The following is a 17675-nucleotide window of genomic DNA, read 5'->3' as shown; positions in this document are numbered from 1 at the left end:
CCTTTTCGGGTAGAGTAGGGGGGCGAGGCAGCAATGTCGATGTCGATATCCTTGAAAGCTAGTTTAATGGAATTAAACAATGGGGCGTGTGGCCATGCAGCATCCACTCAACAGGGTTCAGACTTTTCTAGCGGTGGTGGACTTCGGTTCTTATACCAAGGCGGCTAACTACCTGGGTATCAGCAAAGCCATGGCGAGCCTGCACATCAAGGCGCTGGAGGAGGGGCTCGCTGTGACCTTGTTGATACGCAATACTCGGGCCATTGCGCTGACTGAGGCAGGCCAAGCATTTTACGAGGAGTTCAAGGATATTGTCCGTGATATCGACAACGCCTTTGAGAATGTATTGCGTCGGCGTAATCGTGTTTCGGGAAAATTGCGCATCAGTACCACCAGCGAATACGGAGAGCGCTTTATCTTGCCGTTACTTCCCCTGTTCTCAGCGCAATATCCGGATGTGACGATCAGTTATGATTGCAACGCTTCGCTGAATGATCTGGTGGCCGAAAAACTAGACTTGGTCGTCCGCCTGGGGAGTCTCGCCGATTCGGCATTCAAAAGTCGAAAGTTGTCGGATTATGAAATTTTGCTCGTGGCTACCGAGGAGTTTCTTGTCCGCCATCCAGTGGGTCACCCCACCGATCTTGCCCAGGTGCCCTGGATTGCCAACAGCAATCTGCAGAGTCCGACTCAATGGGCATTGCGGCACGTGTCGGGCGTCGTTGAAGACGTCGCCGGCCGACTGGGCTTCGAGTCCAACTCATCGACGGTCATCCGCTCGATGGCGCTGTCCTCTCTGGGCGTGGCAGTGCTGCCCGCTTGGATGATAGAGGAGGATATCGCCAGCGGTTCGCTGCATCGACTGCTGCCGGATTATTCGTTACCCCGCCAGTCGATCAGCATCGTGTTTCCGAATGGCGGCCATTTGCCGCACAAGTCTCGGGTATTCATTGATTTTTTGTGCGATAGGCTTGGAGCCTTCTGAAACCCATAAAAGGGGACAACTACATGACTAAATCAAATCTTTCATTTTCTCTTGCGCTGCTGCTTACCGTGGGCGTGATGCCCGCACACGCCAAGGACCAGGCTACGATCCAATCGCCTGCGTCGGGTGTGCTCTGCGACCGTTACGTATGCGCCAATGACAAGGGGATTTCCCATGAGCTGACAGCGCAGTATTTAGGCAAGAAGGCTGCGGCGGCTGAGGTGTTTACGTCCAGCAACGTAGATCTGACCGAATTTACCTTTGCCAACGGAATTTTCTGCGACGTGAAGGAGCGGCTATGTCGTGAGGATCGGTACTACGGCGCGAACGGCCAGAGAAGCGGCGCTGTTTCCAGGAAATACACCACTGCATTGTTTGGCGAGGTAACTGACGCCAAGCGCTAGGGAATGAAAATTGTCGTAGGAAGCGGCACCGATGACCTTCTATGTCATGGGGTAGAGTTGGAGTAATCCATCCTGACCGATCTTCTGGCCGACATCTGCCCTTGGTCACCGGCAACTATGGGTCGTAAGCGGTCGGTCGCGAGTGACTACTTTCGACCCGAAGCAGCCTGTCACGGATAACGGCTATCGGTCAACTGCTGCCGGTGGCAACAGGAAACACCCGGAAGCACAAGTCTCTGCGCCGGAGCAGCGCCTTGGGCATGGATGCATTGGGTGGCACGAACCGCCAGGGCGATGACCTTGGCATCGGCATTTGGAGCGGCTTTGGTCAGCGCAACTTCAAGCGAATCGGCGTAGGCTGTGGGCATGAAAGGCCGACGTCAACTGTAGCGCTGTAAGTGGAAAGCCAAAGCTTTGTAGCGCCCATGCAGCGGTTTGGACGCTAGCTTTCTGATTTGCGAGAGATTTAAGGATTATCCAAGGTGCAATCATCAAGGGTGTTCGTCATAAGCCGTGCTTTATTTATGGTCTTTCTGATCAGCGGCACTGCGCTGGGTGAGACGTCGCAGATCGTGTTGTCGGTATCTGCGCAGGTCAGTCCGGCGACTGCAGCGCCTGACGACATCGTTGGACAAGGGATCCAGGCCGCGCTTGAACCCCTGGTATCGTCATTTCCTCCCTTGATTACCTCTCGCAAGCATCAACGCGCGGACATCAATCGCGTTGTTCTCGATTTCTATTCCCATCGCAACTATCGCGCTGCCTGGACAGACGGGCGCGATATCACCCAGTTGCTCGAGAGCCTGAATGACATACAAGCTGACGGTCTGAACCCTGCAGACTTCCGGGGCGACGAGTTGGCCGAGGCTCAATCGTTCTTGCAGGCCTCCGCGCCGACGCCAGCGCAAACGGCGGCTTTTGATATCGCGCTGACCCGCACCTACATCACCGCACTCCTGCAATTGCGGCGCGGCAAGGTCAATCCGTCGCGGCTGGATTTTCATTGGAACTTCGACCCGATCGGTGTTGATCCCCGTGAAGATGTGAACAGTTTCTTTGCTGCCCTGGATGCTCACGATGTGGCCCGTGCGTTCGCCCAGGCGCCGCCGCAAGAGGCGGTTTATAGGAGCATGCGTGAGGCATTGGCGCAGTTGCGTCAGGTTCGCGATGCCGGTGGTTGGCCGAAAGTCGCCGAAGGGCAGTCACTCAAGCCGGGGATGGACGGCGCTGTGGTCGCACAGTTGCGTGCCCGTCTGGTGGCCGGTGGTTATCTGGAGCCGCATAAGGGCAAGCGCAGTGCTTACGACGATAAAGTCATTGCTGCGGTGAAGAAGTATCAGGTCGATCAGTATCTTGGCGTGGATGGCGTGGCTGGGGCGGCGACCCTGGCGGCGCTGAATGTGCCTGTCGAGGCACGGATTGATCAGGTCCGGGTGAACATGGAACGGGCGCGCTGGCTGCTCTACAAACTCCATGGCACTTTTGTCGTAGTCGATATCGCCGGCTACAAAGTGGCGTTCTACCGCGACGGCGAACCCATCTGGCGTTCCCGGGTGCAGGTCGGCAAGCCTGTGCGCAGCACCCCGGTGTTTCAGTCCGAGATCACCTACATCACCTTCAACCCCACCTGGACGGTGCCGCCGACGATTCTGACCAAGGATATGCTGCCCAAGATTCAGCAGAACCCGGGTTACCTTGCGGCCAGCCGGATCAGGGTCCTTGATCGTGCTGGCAACGAACTCGATCCAGCGAACGTCGACTGGAACAACGCGCGCGGGCTCACGCTGCGCCAGGACGCAGGCCCTACCAACTCGTTAGGGCAGGTGGTCATTCGTTTCCCCAACGACTATGCGATTTACCTGCACGACACGCCGCATCGCGAGTTGTTCGCCAAGCCCGTGCGCACCACCAGCTCCGGATGTATTCGGGTGGAGAATCCACTGCAGTTGGTCGAGTTGTTGTTCAACGACCCGGTGCGCTGGAACAGCGAGGGGATTCAAAAGCAGTTGGCCAATGGCAGGACCAAGCACATCAAGCTTCCGGTCAAGGTACCGGTGTTGCTGGCCTATTGGACGGTCGACTTGAGCACCGAGGGGCGGGTGACGTTCAAGCCCGACATTTATGGCTACGACACGCCGCTATTGCGGCAGTTGAATTTGCCTTCAGTACTGCCCGCCTTGGCATTGCCGCAGGCAGAAACGACGATGGTGGTCACAGGGCAGAGCCAGATTTAGGCAGCGCATGAGCGACCATAAATTGCGACGCCCATCGATTGGAGCATGTCCACTTGCGCTGTGCTCGAATACGCTAGCCTAGCGGCAATACAAGATGGTTGATCGAGCGGTAGTTGCAGATGGCGAGAGTGGTGAGCATGCGGTGCGTCCCAGCTTGAACTGAGTGATCGATTGTGGCCGAACAGGGTCTGTCTTACTACCGATCAGCACGGCTCGAGAGTGGCCGCTATTGACCCAAGGTAGATGTCTGGAAGTTGGGGCCGCTTCGCGGCCCATCGCCGACAAGCGCGGCTCCCACAGGTACAACGCAAGCCTGGGGCTGGTGATGCTTTTGTGGGAGCCGGCTTGCCGGCGATGAGGCCAGCACTGGCATCATCACTTTGGGCAGGTGCAGCTATCGACCCCAAAGATACCCTTCATCAAGGTCAGTAACCGGTCTAAAGCGGACACCACTTAATCCGTGTTAGACACGTAGCAGGCTATCGCGCAAGGCTGGACTGTTGCTCAAATTCCCATTCTCTTGAAGTGTTCAGTTAGAGTGCAGGCTGGGTTGGAGCGAAGGCCAATGAGGGGCATATGAAAAGAATGAAGCTCGATCGTATCAATCGGGCGATCCTGGAAAACCTGCAAAACAACGCGCGGATCAGCAATCTGGAGCTGGCGGAAAAGGTCAACCTGTCGCCCAGCGCCTGCCTGCAACGTACCAAAGCATTGGAGGATGCCGGTTACATTCGAGCCTACATGGCCTCGATCGATCTCGACGCCATTTGCATCAACGTGATGGCCTACGTCATGTTCAGCCTGCGCGATCACGCCGGGCATCATCGTGTGCAGTTCGAGCGCCTCATCGCCAAGCGCCGCGAGTTGCTGGATTGCTTGAAAGTGGACGGCGAGTACGACTATATCGCTTTTGCGACTTGCTCTACGGTCGCAGATTTCAATCAGCTGTGTGAAGAGTTGTTGGATGAGAACCCCAACATCCTGAAGATCAAAAGCAATATGATTCTCGACAAGATCAAGTGGTTCGCAGGCTATCCGCTGGAGAATCTGATCTGGCGTGAGTGAATAGCTGCACAATCTGCGCTAAAGGCGTAGCGATGCCGCAGCAACTGCCGTCCATTGGCGCTAACTCGACCTTTTGCACCGTCACTGTTGCGGAAAATAGCGGTTTCTTTTCAATGGAGAACCGCGATGTCCGACTCAGTTTTCGTCACCCTGGAAACGGCCCTGGGCGCTTTCACCGTCGAGCTCTTCGAGCAAAAAGCGCCCTTGACCACGGCTAACTTCCTGGCTTACGTCGACAGCGGCCGCTATGACGGCAGCAGCATCTTTCGCATCGTGAATCCCGACAACCAGGACGCTGAGGACCCCGTGCGGATCAGTGTGATCCATGGCGGCACACGACCACTGGCACCCAGCAACCTGCCGATGATCGCCCTCGAAACCACACGACAGACCGGTCTAAGTCATCGCCATGGCACCCTTTCCCTGGGGCGAGAGGCAGCCGACAGCGCCGAAGGGGATTTCTTCGTCTGCATCAGTGATCAGCCGCACTTTGACTATGGTGGCGCGCGTCATCCTGATGGCCTGGGCTTCGCCGCTTTCGGCCAAGTATGCGCAGGGATGGCAGTGGTTGAGGCGATCTGGGGCCGTGCCGGAGCACAGGAGTACCTGGAGCCCGAGGAAGAGATTCGCATTCTGCGGGCGTATCGCCAGCCGCGAGGCTTGTGATGGAGCGTCTCGAATCACTGCGCAAGGAGCTGGCCTGTCGGCGCATCGATGCCTTTCTTGTGCCGAGAAGCGATGGCTATCTCAATGAAGACCTAGCTCCCGCTGATGAGCGCTTGCACTGGTTGACCGGGTTCACTGGCAGCGTCGGATTGGCGCTGGTGACTGCAACCCGGGCGGCCTTGCTGGTCGATGGTCGCTATACCGAGCAGGCCCGGCTGGAGTGCGGGCGGCATCTGGATATCCTGGCGCTGGACGACGCTGAGTTGTTCGGCTGGTTGCGCACGTGTTTGCCTGATGGCGGGACGCTGGCCTGTGATGCGCGCCTGCACAGTGTCGAGGCGTGCGATCGTTTGCAGGCAATGGCTCGACAGGTAGGCATTACGTGGAGCGAAACGCTCGACAATCCCGTGGATTGCTGCTGGCGTTATCGCCCCGACACGCCACGCAGCCCGGTGTTGCCATGGGCGCTCGACTACGCGGGGATATCCAGTATGGAAAAGCTCGCCGGGTTAACCTCACAGCTGCGCGACGCAGGCTCTGATGCCTTGTGGTTGCCCGCACCGGACATGCTTGCCTGGCTGCTCAACGTGCGTGGGCAGGATATCTCCATCGCGCCTTTGCCATTCAGTTGCGGCCTGCTCGATGTCAGCGGCCGCCTTCAGTGGTTCATTGATCACGAACGCTTGCAGCTTCCCGAGGGTTGGTTGCCGTCATCAGTCAGTGTGTGTCCGCCACAGGCACTGTATTGCGCTATTGCCGAGTTGCATGGGCAATCTGTCTGGATCGATCGTCAATCCTGCACAGCTGCGGTCTATCGCCAGTTCCAGCTGGCAGACTGCAGCATTCATGAGGTGGCCAATCCGTTGCTGTTGCGGCGTGCATGCAAGCAGCCCGCAGAGTTGCGGGGCAGCCAGGAGGCTCATCGTATCGATGGCGTGGCGCTGTGCCGGTTCCTGCATGGGTTCTATGAACACTGTGATCGGTTTCGTGGGCAGAGTGAATTGTCAGTGGTGGAGTCACTGGAGCGCTGGCGCTCTCTGCATGGCGACTACCGTGGCGTGAGTTTCGACACCATTGCTGCGAGCGGCGCCAATGGCGCGCAACCGCACTACCTTCCGAAGCCTGGAAAAGCAGCAAAGATCGCCTGGGGCGACCTGCTGCTGATCGATTCCGGTGGTCAGTACCCACAAGGCACTACCGACATAACTCGGGTACTGGCTTGCAGCCCGCCCACCGGGCGCCAGCGTTACCTGTACAGCACCGTACTGAAGGCCCATATCGCGCTGGCGAGTTGCATCTTCCCTGCCGGCACAAGCGGTCAGCGATTGGACAGCGTGGCGCGCCAAGCTCTATGGCGGGAGGGATTGGATTACGCCCACGGCACCGGGCACGGCGTTGGCAGTTACCTGCACGTCCACGAAGGTCCGCAGCGCATTGCACCCCATGCCAGCGAAGTACCTTTGCAGGTGGGCATGGTCACCTCCATCGAACCCGGGGTTTACCTGGACGGTGAACTGGGTATTCGCATCGAGAACCTCTACGAAGTGGTCGAGTGCGAAAGCCACCCGGGATTCTTGGCATTCCGGGCATTGACGTTGGTGCCGCTGTCGATCGAATTGATCGACCGGGCATTGCTCAGTGAGGACGAGGCCCAGTGGTTGGATGACTACCACAGCCGCGTTTGTCTCACCTTGGCGCCGCTGCTGGAGCCGGACGTGGCCGCTTGGCTGGTGCGGCATACCAACGTGAACAATTTGCAGTTTGAGGGAAAATAACCGTCGATTGTTTTTCCACGGCCCGGCAAAAGCGCAGTTAGCGTTTCACCGGGCTGGCAACATGTTTCCTGCGTTCGCGAGCGCCTGACACAATTCCAATAATCGGTTCATCCCGGGCCATTGCCCGGGGCAGGGCCACAGCCGGTCTAGAGGCGAACATGAGCAGTAATGAAGAAGTGATTCCCGATGGCTACGATCGACGGCCAGTGCCGCAGTCCGAAACGGTCTCCGGGGTAGGGCTGGCGCTGATCACCCTGGGCATCGGCATGACCCTGCCGGTGTTCTGGCTGGGCTCGGATGTGACGCAGAAGGTGGGCTTCAGCGCCGCTCTATGGGTATTCATCGGGGTGTGCGGATTGCTCGGGGTACTCTGTGCGTTGACCGCGCTGGTAGGGGTTCGAACCCGGCTCAGCACCTACATGGTGCTGCAGTTTTCCTTTGGCCGGCACGGCGCAAGACTGATCAACCTGATCATGGCGGTGACCCTGCTTGGGTTCTATGCGGCCACAGCGGATATCTTTGGCAGTACCGTGGCCAGTGCCTTGCATAGCGCCTGGGGCATAGACACGCCGGCCTGGGTGCACTGTATCTGGGGCAGCGGACTGATGACACTGATGGCCATTTATGGCCTGCGCGGGTTGGACCGCCTGTCGGTCTGGTCGGTGCCGCTCATGGCCGCGTTCATGCTGTTCGCCCTCTACCTGGGTTTGCAGCGCACTGTGCCCGGACAACTGGCAGGCTTTGCAGGTTCGGGTGACAGCCTGTCGCTGGTGATCGCCAGCACCATCGGCATGGTGATCCTGACGCCGGTGCTGATGCCAGACTTCACCCGCTATGCCCGTACCCAGAAGGACGCGCTGATCGCCGTTCTCGGCATGGCGTTGGGTTTTCCTTTCGTGCTGGGTGTTGGCGGGGTATTGTCGATCATCACCGGCCAAGCGGAGATCATGCAGGTGATGGCGGTGTTGGGCGTTCTGTTACCGGCTTTGGCGGTACTGATGTTCTCCACCTGGATCACCAATACGGCCAACCTTTATTCGGCGACCCTTACCCTTGCAACGGTCAGCCGCGCCGCAAACTGGAAACTCACCCTGGCCGGTAGCCTGGTCGCGACGGTGCTTGCGGTAGGTGGCTTCATGAGTCACTTCCTCGACTTCATTCTGACCCTCAGCATCCTGATTCCACCGCTGGCGAGCATCTATGTAGCCGACTTCTTCGCGGTTCGCCGGCAGCACTACGCTCTTGCTGAACTGGCCCGTTCGCGGCCATTCGGCTGGCCCGCGCTGTTTAGCTGGGCGCTGGCGAGTGGCGTTGCATGGATGACTTCGTTCGAAGGATGGACCCTGACGTCGCAACCCACTGTGGACTCGCTGCTGGTGGCATTGGTCGCCTACCTGGTGCTCTATCGCTTCGCCCCCGTGCCGTTGACTGCGTCCTCACGCCCAGCACCCTGATCCATTGACGCTGACCGTATTTTCCGGGCGTGTCCCCGGCGGGCGAAGCCATGCCCGCATTTGGCTACAACGACAGTTCTTCTGCCAACCGAAACGCAAATAACAACCTCAAGAAGTTCAGGAGCAGATTCCTTGATTCGCATTTTTCTTGTACTGCTGGGCATCCTCGGATGGGGCAGCGCCGCCAATGCTGGAGTGTCCAGCACCCTGGCGCTGACGACGGAATACCAGACCCGGGGCATTGGTTATTCCGGCAACAAACCTGCCTTGAGTCTTAGTCTGGATTGGGCAGGCGATAGTGGCGCCTTCGTCGGTACCTGGATATCGAGCACCGACAGTTTTGAAAGCGGTGACCCCTATGATGACGGCGCGAATATCGAATGGGACTTCTATGGCGGCTATAACGGCCAGCTGGAGAATGGTGTGCGTTATGGCGTCATCGGGTACTACTACACCTTCCCATCGACGAACTACAACATTAACTACACAGAACTCGGTCTCAGCCTCGGCTACGGCAATTTCAACACCTATTACTACTACACCCCCGACCTGATCAGTACGTCGCGGGCCTCGCGCTACGTTGCCGCTGACTACACCTTCAATCTGCCATTGGCGTTGGACCTGACCTTCATGGTCGGTCACGCCTATGGTGATTACTACCGTCGTCGCGACGAGACAGGCGGCCACGAATACACCAACTGGGAAGTTGCTCTCAAACGCAGCTTCGGTCCAATCAATACCAAGCTGAGCTGGGTCGATACCGATCTGTCCGGGCGTTTCTACAACGACGGCGAATACCTACGCAACGATGGCCGCCTGATCTTCGCGGTCTCCCACACATTCTGAAAATACAGCCGGCAGCTGCGGCTGCCGGCGCCTGCACGACTGCCGGAGGATTTATGACAATTCGTGTGGCTACCGATATCGGTGGCACTTTCACTGACTTGGTGTACCTGCAGGACGGTGTGATCAAGGCTGTGAAGGCCGATACCACTGCACCGCATTTCGAACAGGGGCTGCTTGATGCAGTGGCCAAGAGTGGCGTGGACTATGGCGATATCAGCTTCTTTGCCCATGGCTCCACCGTGGTGATCAATACCCTGACCGAGCGCAAAGGGGTCAAGACTGCATTGCTCACCACCCGTGGTTTTCGCGATGTGCTGGAAATCGCACGCGGTAACACCCCAGACATCTTCAACACCCGCTACCGCAAGCCGCCTCCCTTTGTGCCACGGCATCTGCGCCTGGAAGTCAGCGAACGACTGAACCATCACGGTGAAGTATTGACGCCGCTGGACCTGACGCCGCTGCCCGGGCTGCTCGATGGTCTGCGCGCTGAAGGCGTTCAGGCGATTGCCATCTGCTTGCTGCATGCCTACTGCAATCCGGTTCACGAGCAGCGACTGATGGCGGCGGTGCAAGCGCACTGGCCGCAAGTGGCGGTAATCGCATCCCATCAGGTCAGCCGCGCCCTACGCGAGTACGAGCGGACCAACACCACGGTGCTGTCCGCCTATGTGATGCCCGCTACCCGCGACTATCTGGACAATCTGTCGCGCCACCTGGCAGAACGTGGACTGCAGCACGAACCGTTCATCATGAAATCCAACGGTGGCATCTCCCCGGTACGCGCCGCCCGCCAAGACCCCATCAGCCTGGTGGAATCCGGACCTGTGGGCGGTATGCTCGGTGCCCAGGCCTATGGCGAACTGATCGGTGAATCCCAGGTGCTGGCGCTGGACATAGGTGGCACCACAGCCAAGTGCTCGCTGATCCATCATGGCAAGGTGGATATCAGCAATGACTACGTGATCGAGAAAGACGCGGTGAGTGCGGGCTACCCGATCATGACGCCGGTGGTGGATATCGTTGAAATCGGCAACGGCGGCGGTAGCCTGGCCTGGATCGATGCTGCCGGCAGCCTCAGGGTGGGGCCGCAGAGCGCAGGGTCACGACCTGGGCCGGTGGCCTACGGTCGGGGTGGTCAGGTGCCGACGACTACCGATGCCAATCTCTATACCGGGCGTATCAACCCGGAAGATTTCGCAGGTGGCCACATCACACCAGACCTCGGCGCCGTGGAGCAGGCCTTCGGCGTGCTGGGTGACAAGCTCGGTGTGACCCCGAAGATGCTCGCCCACGGGGTACTGCAGATCGCCAACGCCAACATGGTCAATGCGCTGAAGCTCATCTCGGTCAACCGCGGCCATGATCCCCGCGACTTTGCGCTGATGGCCTTTGGTGGCGGTGGCGCATTGCATGCCTGTGCACTGGCGGGCGAGTTGGGCATTCCCAAGGTCATCATCCCGCCGTTCGCGGGGGTTTTCTCCGCTTGGGGCATGCTCATGCTCGATGCGCGTCGCGACTATATCCAAACTTATCTGCAAGCATTGGACGACGATCGTCTGGCTGGGCTTGGGGCTGCGTTCGAAGGCCTTCAAGCCGAAGCCGCGGCGGCGTTCGCCAAGGACGATATGCCCCGCGAGGCCTTGCGATTCGAATGGCATATCGACGCGCGCTACAGCGGTCAGGAACACACGGTCAAGGTGATGCTCGAAGGCCTGGAGCTGGGTCCCATCCTTGAACAGTTCCATACTCGCCATGAACAGGCGTACACCTTCCGACTCGACTTGCCCATAGAAGTCGTCAACTTGCACCTCGTGGCTTTTGGCACGGTACCCAAGTCGCCGATGAACCCCATTGGCAGCACCGATTGCACCTCGGCCGAAGCTGCACTGTTTGGACACCGCTGGGTCGAGTTCGAGCCCGAGCAGCCGCTGCACACGCCGTTGTACCGGCGTTCGTCGTTGCTTCATGGCATGCGCATCGACGGCCCGGCGATCATCGAAGAAGCCACTACGACCACCGTGATGGGCCCGGCCGACCGGCTGGAAATCGATGCCTACGGTGGGCTTCACATCCACATCAACGTGCAGGAGATGGCGCAATGAGCACGGCCAATCCGTTCACCCGCGAAATCATCAAGAATGCCCTGGTGGCCATCGGCGAGGAAATGTTCCTGGCGCTCAAGCGCACCAGCATGAGCCCGATCATCTACGAGGCGCTGGACTATGGCATCGGCCTGACCGATGCCCGCGGCCAGCTGATCTCCCAGGGCAATGGCATTCCCGGCTTCATCGGTACCCTCGATGGCGCCGTGCGCAGCGTGCTGGACAAGTTCCCGCTGGACGAGATCCGCCCGGGAGACATGTTCATCACCAATGACCCTTACACCGGCGGCGGCACGCACCTGTCGGATGTGTCGATGATCATGCCGGTGTTCCATGAAGGCCGCCTGCTGGCCTGGACGGCTAACAAGGCGCACTGGACCGAAGTTGGCGGCAAGGACCCTGGCAGCTTCAGTGCCGACGCTAGCGAGATCTACCAGGAAGGTTTGCAATTCCCTACCGTGCGAATCTATGACCAGGGCCGTATCAACCAGGCCCTGGTGGATATCATCGCAGCCAACGTGCGCCTGCCGCAGATGACCCTCGGCGACCTGCATGCCTGTGCGGCCGCCCTGCGAGTGGGTGAGCGGCGCTTGCTGTCGATCGTCGGCAAATACGGTGAGGCCACTACCCTGGATGCCATCGAGCGCCTCCTGGAGCACGGTGAATCCATGGTGCTGGCGGCGTTCGCCGGCTTGCCCAAGGGCGTGTTCCATGCCGAAGATGTGATCGATGAAGACGGCCTGGGCAATGGACCGTTTACCGTGAAGGTCCGTGTCGAGATCGGCGAGGGGCGCTTCGTGGCCGACTTCACCGGCTCCAGCCTGCAGGCCCAGGGGCCGATCAACAATACGCTGTGCGGCTTGCAGTCGGCGGTACGTGAAGTCTTCATGGGGGTAGTGCGCCCCGGAATACCGGCCAATGCAGGCTGTTTCCGTCCCATCGAAGTGATCTGTCCTCCAGGAACCATCTGTACGGCCGAGCGCCCAGCGCCGGTGTCGGCCTATTTCGAGTCCATGGTAACGGCTGCCGATGTGGTGCGCCGCGCCCTGGCACTGGCCCTGCCGGACCGGTTGATCGCTGGCCAGCTGGGCTCGGTGTGCTCGATGGTGCTCAATGGACGGGATTCGCGCACCCACGAGGAATACCTGCTGGTGCAGCCGCTGGTGGGGGGCTGGGGCGCGGGGCATGACAAGGACGGGGAGAGTGGCCAGTTCTGCGTCGGCAACGGTGAGACCAGCAACCTTCCGGTGGAGTTGACCGAGCGCTGCTATGAAGTACTGGTGGAGCATTACGGATTCCACCAGCAGGACGGTGGTGCAGGGCGGCATGCGGGTGGACGCGGGGTACGCCTGGACTACCGGATCCTCTCGCCGAAGGCCTGGATCTCGACCTTCTTCGGGCGGGGCATTACCCCTCCGTGGGGCATTGATGGGGGTCAGGAAGGCTCTTGCAATTTCGCCGAAGTCATCCGTGTGGACGGACAGAGCCAGCGCTTCAGCCGGGCAAACCGCGTAGCGATAGAGAAAGGAGATTTATTACGGCTGATCACCGCCAACGGCGGTGGTTGGGGGCCCGCCACAGAGCGCAGTCTTGAAGCAATCCTTATGGATATTCATGACGGCTATATTTCGAAAGAGCAGGCGAGGCGAGACTATCCTTCCCAGATGGAAAGGTGTTCAAAGCAAGGTTGATTACTTGTCTGTCACTAAGAAACATAGACAGTGAGTGTCGTTAAATTTAAGCGGTGGTCGAAAGTAGTTCTCTGACTGCTTTCGATCTTGACGCATGACATTTTTACGGTCTTGCAACGTCTGTCTCAATAATTGGTTGCACATGGCATGCCTGGCACTCTCGTACTGGGCCAGCCGTATGCAGTCGCTGAATATTTGTTAAATGGCAGTCTCGGCAAAGATTATGGAAGTCTTCCTCGATGCGCAGGGCTAAGGTCGGTGTTTTTTTATGGCACAGCAGGCAGGTTCGCTCACCGGAGGGCGCGGAGGGAGAATGATCGGCATAGTCATGATGGCACGTCAGGCAATTAACTCTTCCATGAACTTGGTGGTTGAAATCGAGAGGAAGCAGGGGGCGATGTTTGACGAGCTCGCCGTGACCATAATCAAGTGCGCATCCGAGTGCGACGATCAAAGGCACCGGCAACAAAAGATTTAATTTACTCATAGGGTAAATCGCTATTTGCCAACAACGCATATCCAGCCGCCAGGAGTATGACGACAACCATGAAACAGCAGGCCAACCAACTTGCTAGTATTCCGGTATTGCGCTTTCTTGGCCCGTCACCCCGTTCTAGAGGCTTGCGTGGCAGTAGCGGTAGAAAAATAATCAAGGCAGCCACGGCAGAGAGAAATGTAACCTTCCAAATTTCCTTTATATAAAATCCAGCGCCGACAATGTGTAGCAATGTCAAAAGCATTATGGCCACACTGAGTCCGTAATGCCAGCGCTTGAAGCTTTTTTGAGTTCGCCACATTTTTTTTCGCACACTCGGGAGGCTAACAGGCAACGCGAAAATCAGCAGAATTATTGCCCACATGCCGCTCTGCATGGTCCATGATGCTGAAGGCAGTAGGTAGGCTAGGGTTAAAGGTTCTTTAGTCAATAGAGTACCAATATGTATGACCGCTAGCGCTGTTGCTGCATACCCAAGGTCTCGATGAAGGTTCATGAAGAATTTTCCATCGTAATACGGCTTGCCAAGAGGTCGACCGCTATAGATGAATAGGATAAGCATAAACACTGCGGAGAAGAGTCCTGAGATATTTGCGAAATCCCAAACAAGGCCTATTCCAGGTTTTGCATTTGTAAGTAAAAGTACAAAGAAAGGCGCGACGATTATCAAAGTCAAACGGCCAATTATTGCAGTCATAACCTTCCTCCATGGAAGCTGGAAACCGAGTTTCGCGCGGAAATTATCTTACTAAAGAGCACTTAAGCCTATTGCTTTTATGCCTTGTTCTTTGTTGGTCGTGACAATTCTTGATTCCGTAAGATAGGACATGTGCAGACCGAGTCATATCCAAACCTGAAGCGGTCCAAATGTGGGGTGGTGATGAGGGGACGAAGGTTGCTCGGGAGCGTGTGCATGACACTCGGCCTACAGAACGCCACTTTACCGGGCTGGGCTGAATTGCCCAGACGCGTTGTTCATCGGCGCTCTATTGCAGGCGGCTTTGATGCTGCCCTCAGGAACTCACTGATACGTGAAGCGACTTTGCCCACATTGGCCCTACTACCAGAGAGGCCTCCGCCAACGGCAGCTTCTGGCCCAATGAAGCATGTCGCCACCGTCCGTTATAGGTCGAAAGCGGTCAGTCGAGAGTGGCCGCTATTGACCCAAGGTAAATGTCTGGAAGTTGGGGCCGCTTCGCGGCCCATCGCCGGCAAGCGCGGCTCCCACAGGTACAACGCAAGCCTGAGGCTGTTGATACTTTTGTGGGAGCCGGCTTGCCGGCGATGAGGCCAGCACTGACAAAAGAGCCTTGAGTCAGTGTCCAATCATGCCGCTCAAACCTGAAAGGGCTGCCAAATGGCAGCCCTTTCAGGTTTCGGCACCGACTGGCGTGAATGCAATCTCCAGGCCTTGCCTGCGCACGCATCCCAGCCCGGTCAAGCAGCTCCCTTGGCCTGCTGCTCCAGGTGCACCTGCAAAGTCGGATCGATTTGCAGTGCGCCAGCCAGTTCGTCAAGGTAGGCCCGCTCTGCGTCCTGCTGGTCATCCACCAGCATCACGCTGGCCAGGTACATTTCCGCGGCCATGGCCGGGTCCTGGGCCGACTGAGCCACCTCGGCGGCATCGAGTGGCTTGCTGACTTCATCATCCAGCCATTGCTGCAGTTGCGGGTCGTTGGTGTGACGTTTGATTTCCGCGTAGATCAACTGTTCTTCCTGCTTGTCGATGCGACCGTCAGCCTTGGCTGCCGCAATCAGCGCGCGCAAGATTGCATGGCTGTGATCCTCGGCCTCTGGGCCGGACAATTGATCGACAGTACGCACCGCCTGTTGCGGGGCTGCCGCCTGGCTGCGCTGCCAGCTTTGATAGGCCTGGAACGCCATCATGCCCAATGACGCCAGGGCCGCGTAATTGGTGCCACCTGAGGAGCGCCCCTGGGTATAGCCGCTAGCGCTGCCGCCACCTCCGCCACCCAACAGGCCGCCCAGTAAACCACCCAGGCCACCACCGCCACCCGTTGCACCGCCGCCGCCAAGCAGACCGCCCAGCAAGCCGCCCAAACCGCCCAGGCCGTCTTGCGAAGACATGCCGCCGCTCCCTTGTTGCGCTTGCGAGCCTTGCCCGGCCCGGAGTAACTGTTCGAGTAGATCGCTGGTGTTCATGGTACCGCCCTCGGTCGGTAGTCGTTGCCCAGACAAGCAACGATAGCCCCCTCAAGGCGATCCGCCATCACCGTCTGACCGACGGGAAACGCAGGCTTACCGAGCTGGCAGGTTTATGTGAGCATACCCACCCTGCGATGCCCCATCCCATGCCCCAATAAGAGGCTGTATGTCGATTTTCAACAAAAGAACCCTGACGCTGACCCTGGCCGTGGTCGGCCTGGTGGGGCTGTCGAACCTGCATGCCGCCAGCAAACCCACCACCAAGCCGATACCTGAAATCAACGTCGCGGTGCTCGGCGGCAAGTTCAGCTTCAACCTGCCGGCAGGCTACACCGCCAGCCCTTTGAGCGCCGATGAACAGAGCAGCGAAGGCGCCGGCAGCGTGGGTACCCTGTATGCCAATGCGCAGGAAAAGCGCGTGGTCATGGTGGTCGAGAAACCGCTTCCCGAAGCTTCTCGCCCCGGCGACAACGACGATGTCTTCCTCGATGGCGCCGTCAGTGGTTTCGTCGACCGCCAGAGCGCCGAGCTGTCGGACTTTCGACAAACCGGTGAATCGCGCCTCAACCTCAACGGCCTAGGTGTGCGACAAGTCGACAGTACGGCGACCCTGGGCGGCGGCAAAACGTTGAACAGCACCTTTATTGCAGGCTCCGGTGATCGCATGGCCGTCATCCAGGTCATTTCCCGCGGCGACCAGGCCAGCGGTCATGCTGCGCTGGTCAAGCGAATTGCAGGTGAGTCCTCGATGCCGGTTTCGGAATCGCCCGAAAACGGCAGTAAATAGCACGCAACTCAAAGCCCTCCGCCGAAGCGGTACTGCCAGACAATGGCAAAGCCATCGTACTCGCTGCCAGTGCGGCTGTACGCACCATGACTGCCAGACAGCTTCAGCGAATGGTTGCGGTTGACCGGCAGGGTGAGGGTGGCCCCGTAGCGTGTGTTCTCTTGATAGTCGTGGTTGCCGACGCCATTGATCGAGGTGCTGCCGCCGGCAAGGTAAGTGGCATCCAGCGACACCCACACACCGTTGGTGAAGGCGTAGATCACATGCCCCTGCAGCTGATAGAGCGGGTCTTGCGACGCCGTGCGATTGCCGAAGTAATCGTCATTGTCGGTGAAGTAGGTTGCCGCTGCGGCCAGCTCCAGGGTCACCGCCCCCAACCGCTTGGAGATCCCCAGTTCGGGCTTGAATGACCAGCGATTGTTGCCCAGGTTGACCAGCCTGCCGGGGTCATATTGGCCAAGGGGCGCGGTGACCGCCAGGCTGGCACCGATGATCACGTCCTGCTGGTAGTCAGCGAACTCGGCAAGGGACAGCGCCGGCGCGCCGTACAGGTTGACCGAGAAACGAAATCTTGGATCGATCAGGCCGGTGACATCACGCTCCCTGGGTTCACCGGCAAACAGCGCAGACCCCTTCAAATGCGCCCGGGGTATGACGACATCGAACTTCCCCGATCGACCCCATACGTCCAGAGACCTGGCAAAGGCAACCACCGCCGACTTGATCTTGATTTTGCCATCCTGCAGCGGAACCGAAGGGCTAGCAGTGACACTGCCATCAAGCTCGCTGTAGCCCATCAGCAAGAAATTGATGCCGACCGGGGTATTGCTGTACGACCTGGGTTCAAGATCTTCGGCAGCGGCCGTGCAGGCCAGCAGGGCAAATGACGCGGCGGCGCAGGATTTGTGTGTCATGCACATTCACGCGCTTCCTGTCGGCCCCAGAGTGGTATGTATTGTTGTAGCGCAGGGTTTCAAAGTTCGGAGCGTCCGCTTTGGGTC

The 17675-nt window shown here is 58.5% G+C and carries 15 protein-coding genes; 11 read left to right on the top strand and 4 right to left on the bottom strand.

Annotated elements, in window-relative coordinates; all coding sequences use genetic code 11:
• Nucleotides 1-94: 94 nt before the first annotated feature.
• The 10 genes from ACIPZB_RS18150 (at nt 95) to ACIPZB_RS18105 (ending at nt 13225) form a co-directional block, all read left to right on the top strand.
• On the top strand, nt 95-985 hold the full coding sequence (locus ACIPZB_RS18150) for a LysR family transcriptional regulator (RefSeq protein ID WP_400641930.1): 891 nt from the start codon (nt 95-97) through the stop codon (nt 983-985).
• Between the two features lie 23 nt (nt 986-1008).
• The gene (locus ACIPZB_RS18145) at nt 1009-1389 is read left to right on the top strand and encodes a YcgJ family protein (protein ID WP_400641929.1); all 381 of its coding nucleotides are present in this window, start codon (nt 1009-1011) and stop codon (nt 1387-1389) included.
• A 524-nt stretch (nt 1390-1913) separates the two neighbouring features.
• Entirely contained in the window at nt 1914-3623 is a 1710-nt protein-coding gene (locus ACIPZB_RS18140; RefSeq protein ID WP_400641928.1) for a murein L,D-transpeptidase, read from the top strand.
• A 576-nt stretch (nt 3624-4199) separates the two neighbouring features.
• Nucleotides 4200-4688, top strand: a complete 489-nt coding sequence (locus ACIPZB_RS18135; protein ID WP_008095830.1) for an Lrp/AsnC family transcriptional regulator — start codon at nt 4200-4202, stop codon at nt 4686-4688.
• A 126-nt stretch (nt 4689-4814) separates the two neighbouring features.
• Nucleotides 4815-5354, top strand: a complete 540-nt coding sequence (locus ACIPZB_RS18130; protein WP_008095827.1) for a peptidylprolyl isomerase — start codon at nt 4815-4817, stop codon at nt 5352-5354.
• The gene (locus ACIPZB_RS18125) at nt 5354-7129 is read left to right on the top strand and encodes an aminopeptidase P family protein (protein ID WP_400641927.1); all 1776 of its coding nucleotides are present in this window, start codon (nt 5354-5356) and stop codon (nt 7127-7129) included. The genes ACIPZB_RS18130 and ACIPZB_RS18125 overlap by 1 nt, the downstream gene beginning before the upstream one ends.
• Nucleotides 7130-7287: 158 nt before the next feature.
• Nucleotides 7288-8583: a purine-cytosine permease family protein gene (locus ACIPZB_RS18120; RefSeq protein ID WP_400641926.1), complete on the top strand. Its 1296-nt coding sequence runs from the start codon at nt 7288-7290 to the stop codon at nt 8581-8583.
• Between the two features lie 132 nt (nt 8584-8715).
• Nucleotides 8716-9429 carry a TorF family putative porin gene (locus ACIPZB_RS18115; RefSeq protein WP_008095823.1) on the top strand — a complete coding sequence of 238 codons (714 nt, stop codon included), beginning with the start codon at nt 8716-8718 and terminating at the stop codon, nt 9427-9429.
• 53 nt (nt 9430-9482) lie between these two features.
• Complete coding sequence (locus ACIPZB_RS18110) at nt 9483-11534, top strand: hydantoinase/oxoprolinase family protein (protein ID WP_400641925.1); 2052 nt, start codon at nt 9483-9485, stop codon at nt 11532-11534.
• Nucleotides 11531-13225: a hydantoinase B/oxoprolinase family protein gene (locus tag ACIPZB_RS18105; protein WP_400641924.1), complete on the top strand. Its 1695-nt coding sequence runs from the start codon at nt 11531-11533 to the stop codon at nt 13223-13225. Before ACIPZB_RS18110 ends, ACIPZB_RS18105 begins: the two co-directional genes overlap by 4 nt.
• Before the next feature lie 103 nt (nt 13226-13328).
• Here ACIPZB_RS18105 and ACIPZB_RS18100 read toward each other — a convergent pair whose 3' ends face one another.
• The 3 genes from ACIPZB_RS18100 to ACIPZB_RS18090 form a co-directional block, all read right to left on the bottom strand.
• Nucleotides 13329-13712 (bottom strand): cytochrome c3 family protein, encoded by a 384-nt coding sequence (locus ACIPZB_RS18100; RefSeq protein WP_400641923.1) that lies wholly within the window; start codon nt 13710-13712, stop codon nt 13329-13331.
• Nucleotides 13705-14418, bottom strand: coding sequence for a ferric reductase-like transmembrane domain-containing protein (locus tag ACIPZB_RS18095; protein WP_400641922.1), 714 nt, complete (start codon nt 14416-14418; stop codon nt 13705-13707). Before ACIPZB_RS18095 ends, ACIPZB_RS18100 begins: the two co-directional genes overlap by 8 nt.
• A 740-nt stretch (nt 14419-15158) precedes the next feature.
• Nucleotides 15159-15884, bottom strand: coding sequence for a tellurite resistance TerB family protein (locus ACIPZB_RS18090; protein WP_400641921.1), 726 nt, complete (start codon nt 15882-15884; stop codon nt 15159-15161).
• Nucleotides 15885-16053: 169 nt separating this feature from the next.
• Here ACIPZB_RS18090 and ACIPZB_RS18085 point away from each other — a divergent pair, with 169 nt between their 5' ends.
• Nucleotides 16054-16674, top strand: coding sequence for a hypothetical protein (locus tag ACIPZB_RS18085; protein WP_400641920.1), 621 nt, complete (start codon nt 16054-16056; stop codon nt 16672-16674).
• An 8-nt stretch (nt 16675-16682) separates the two neighbouring features.
• Here the strand turns inward: ACIPZB_RS18085 and ACIPZB_RS18080 are convergent, their stop codons facing one another.
• Nucleotides 16683-17588, bottom strand: a complete 906-nt coding sequence (locus tag ACIPZB_RS18080; protein ID WP_400641919.1) for a transporter — start codon at nt 17586-17588, stop codon at nt 16683-16685.
• Between the last annotated feature and the right edge of the window lie 87 nt (nt 17589-17675).

The sequence above is a fragment of the Pseudomonas sp. NPDC089396 genome, assembly GCF_044749545.1.
Taxonomy (GTDB): Bacteria; Pseudomonadota; Gammaproteobacteria; order Pseudomonadales; family Pseudomonadaceae; genus Aquipseudomonas.
This window is presented reverse-complemented; position numbering and strand designations above follow the sequence as displayed.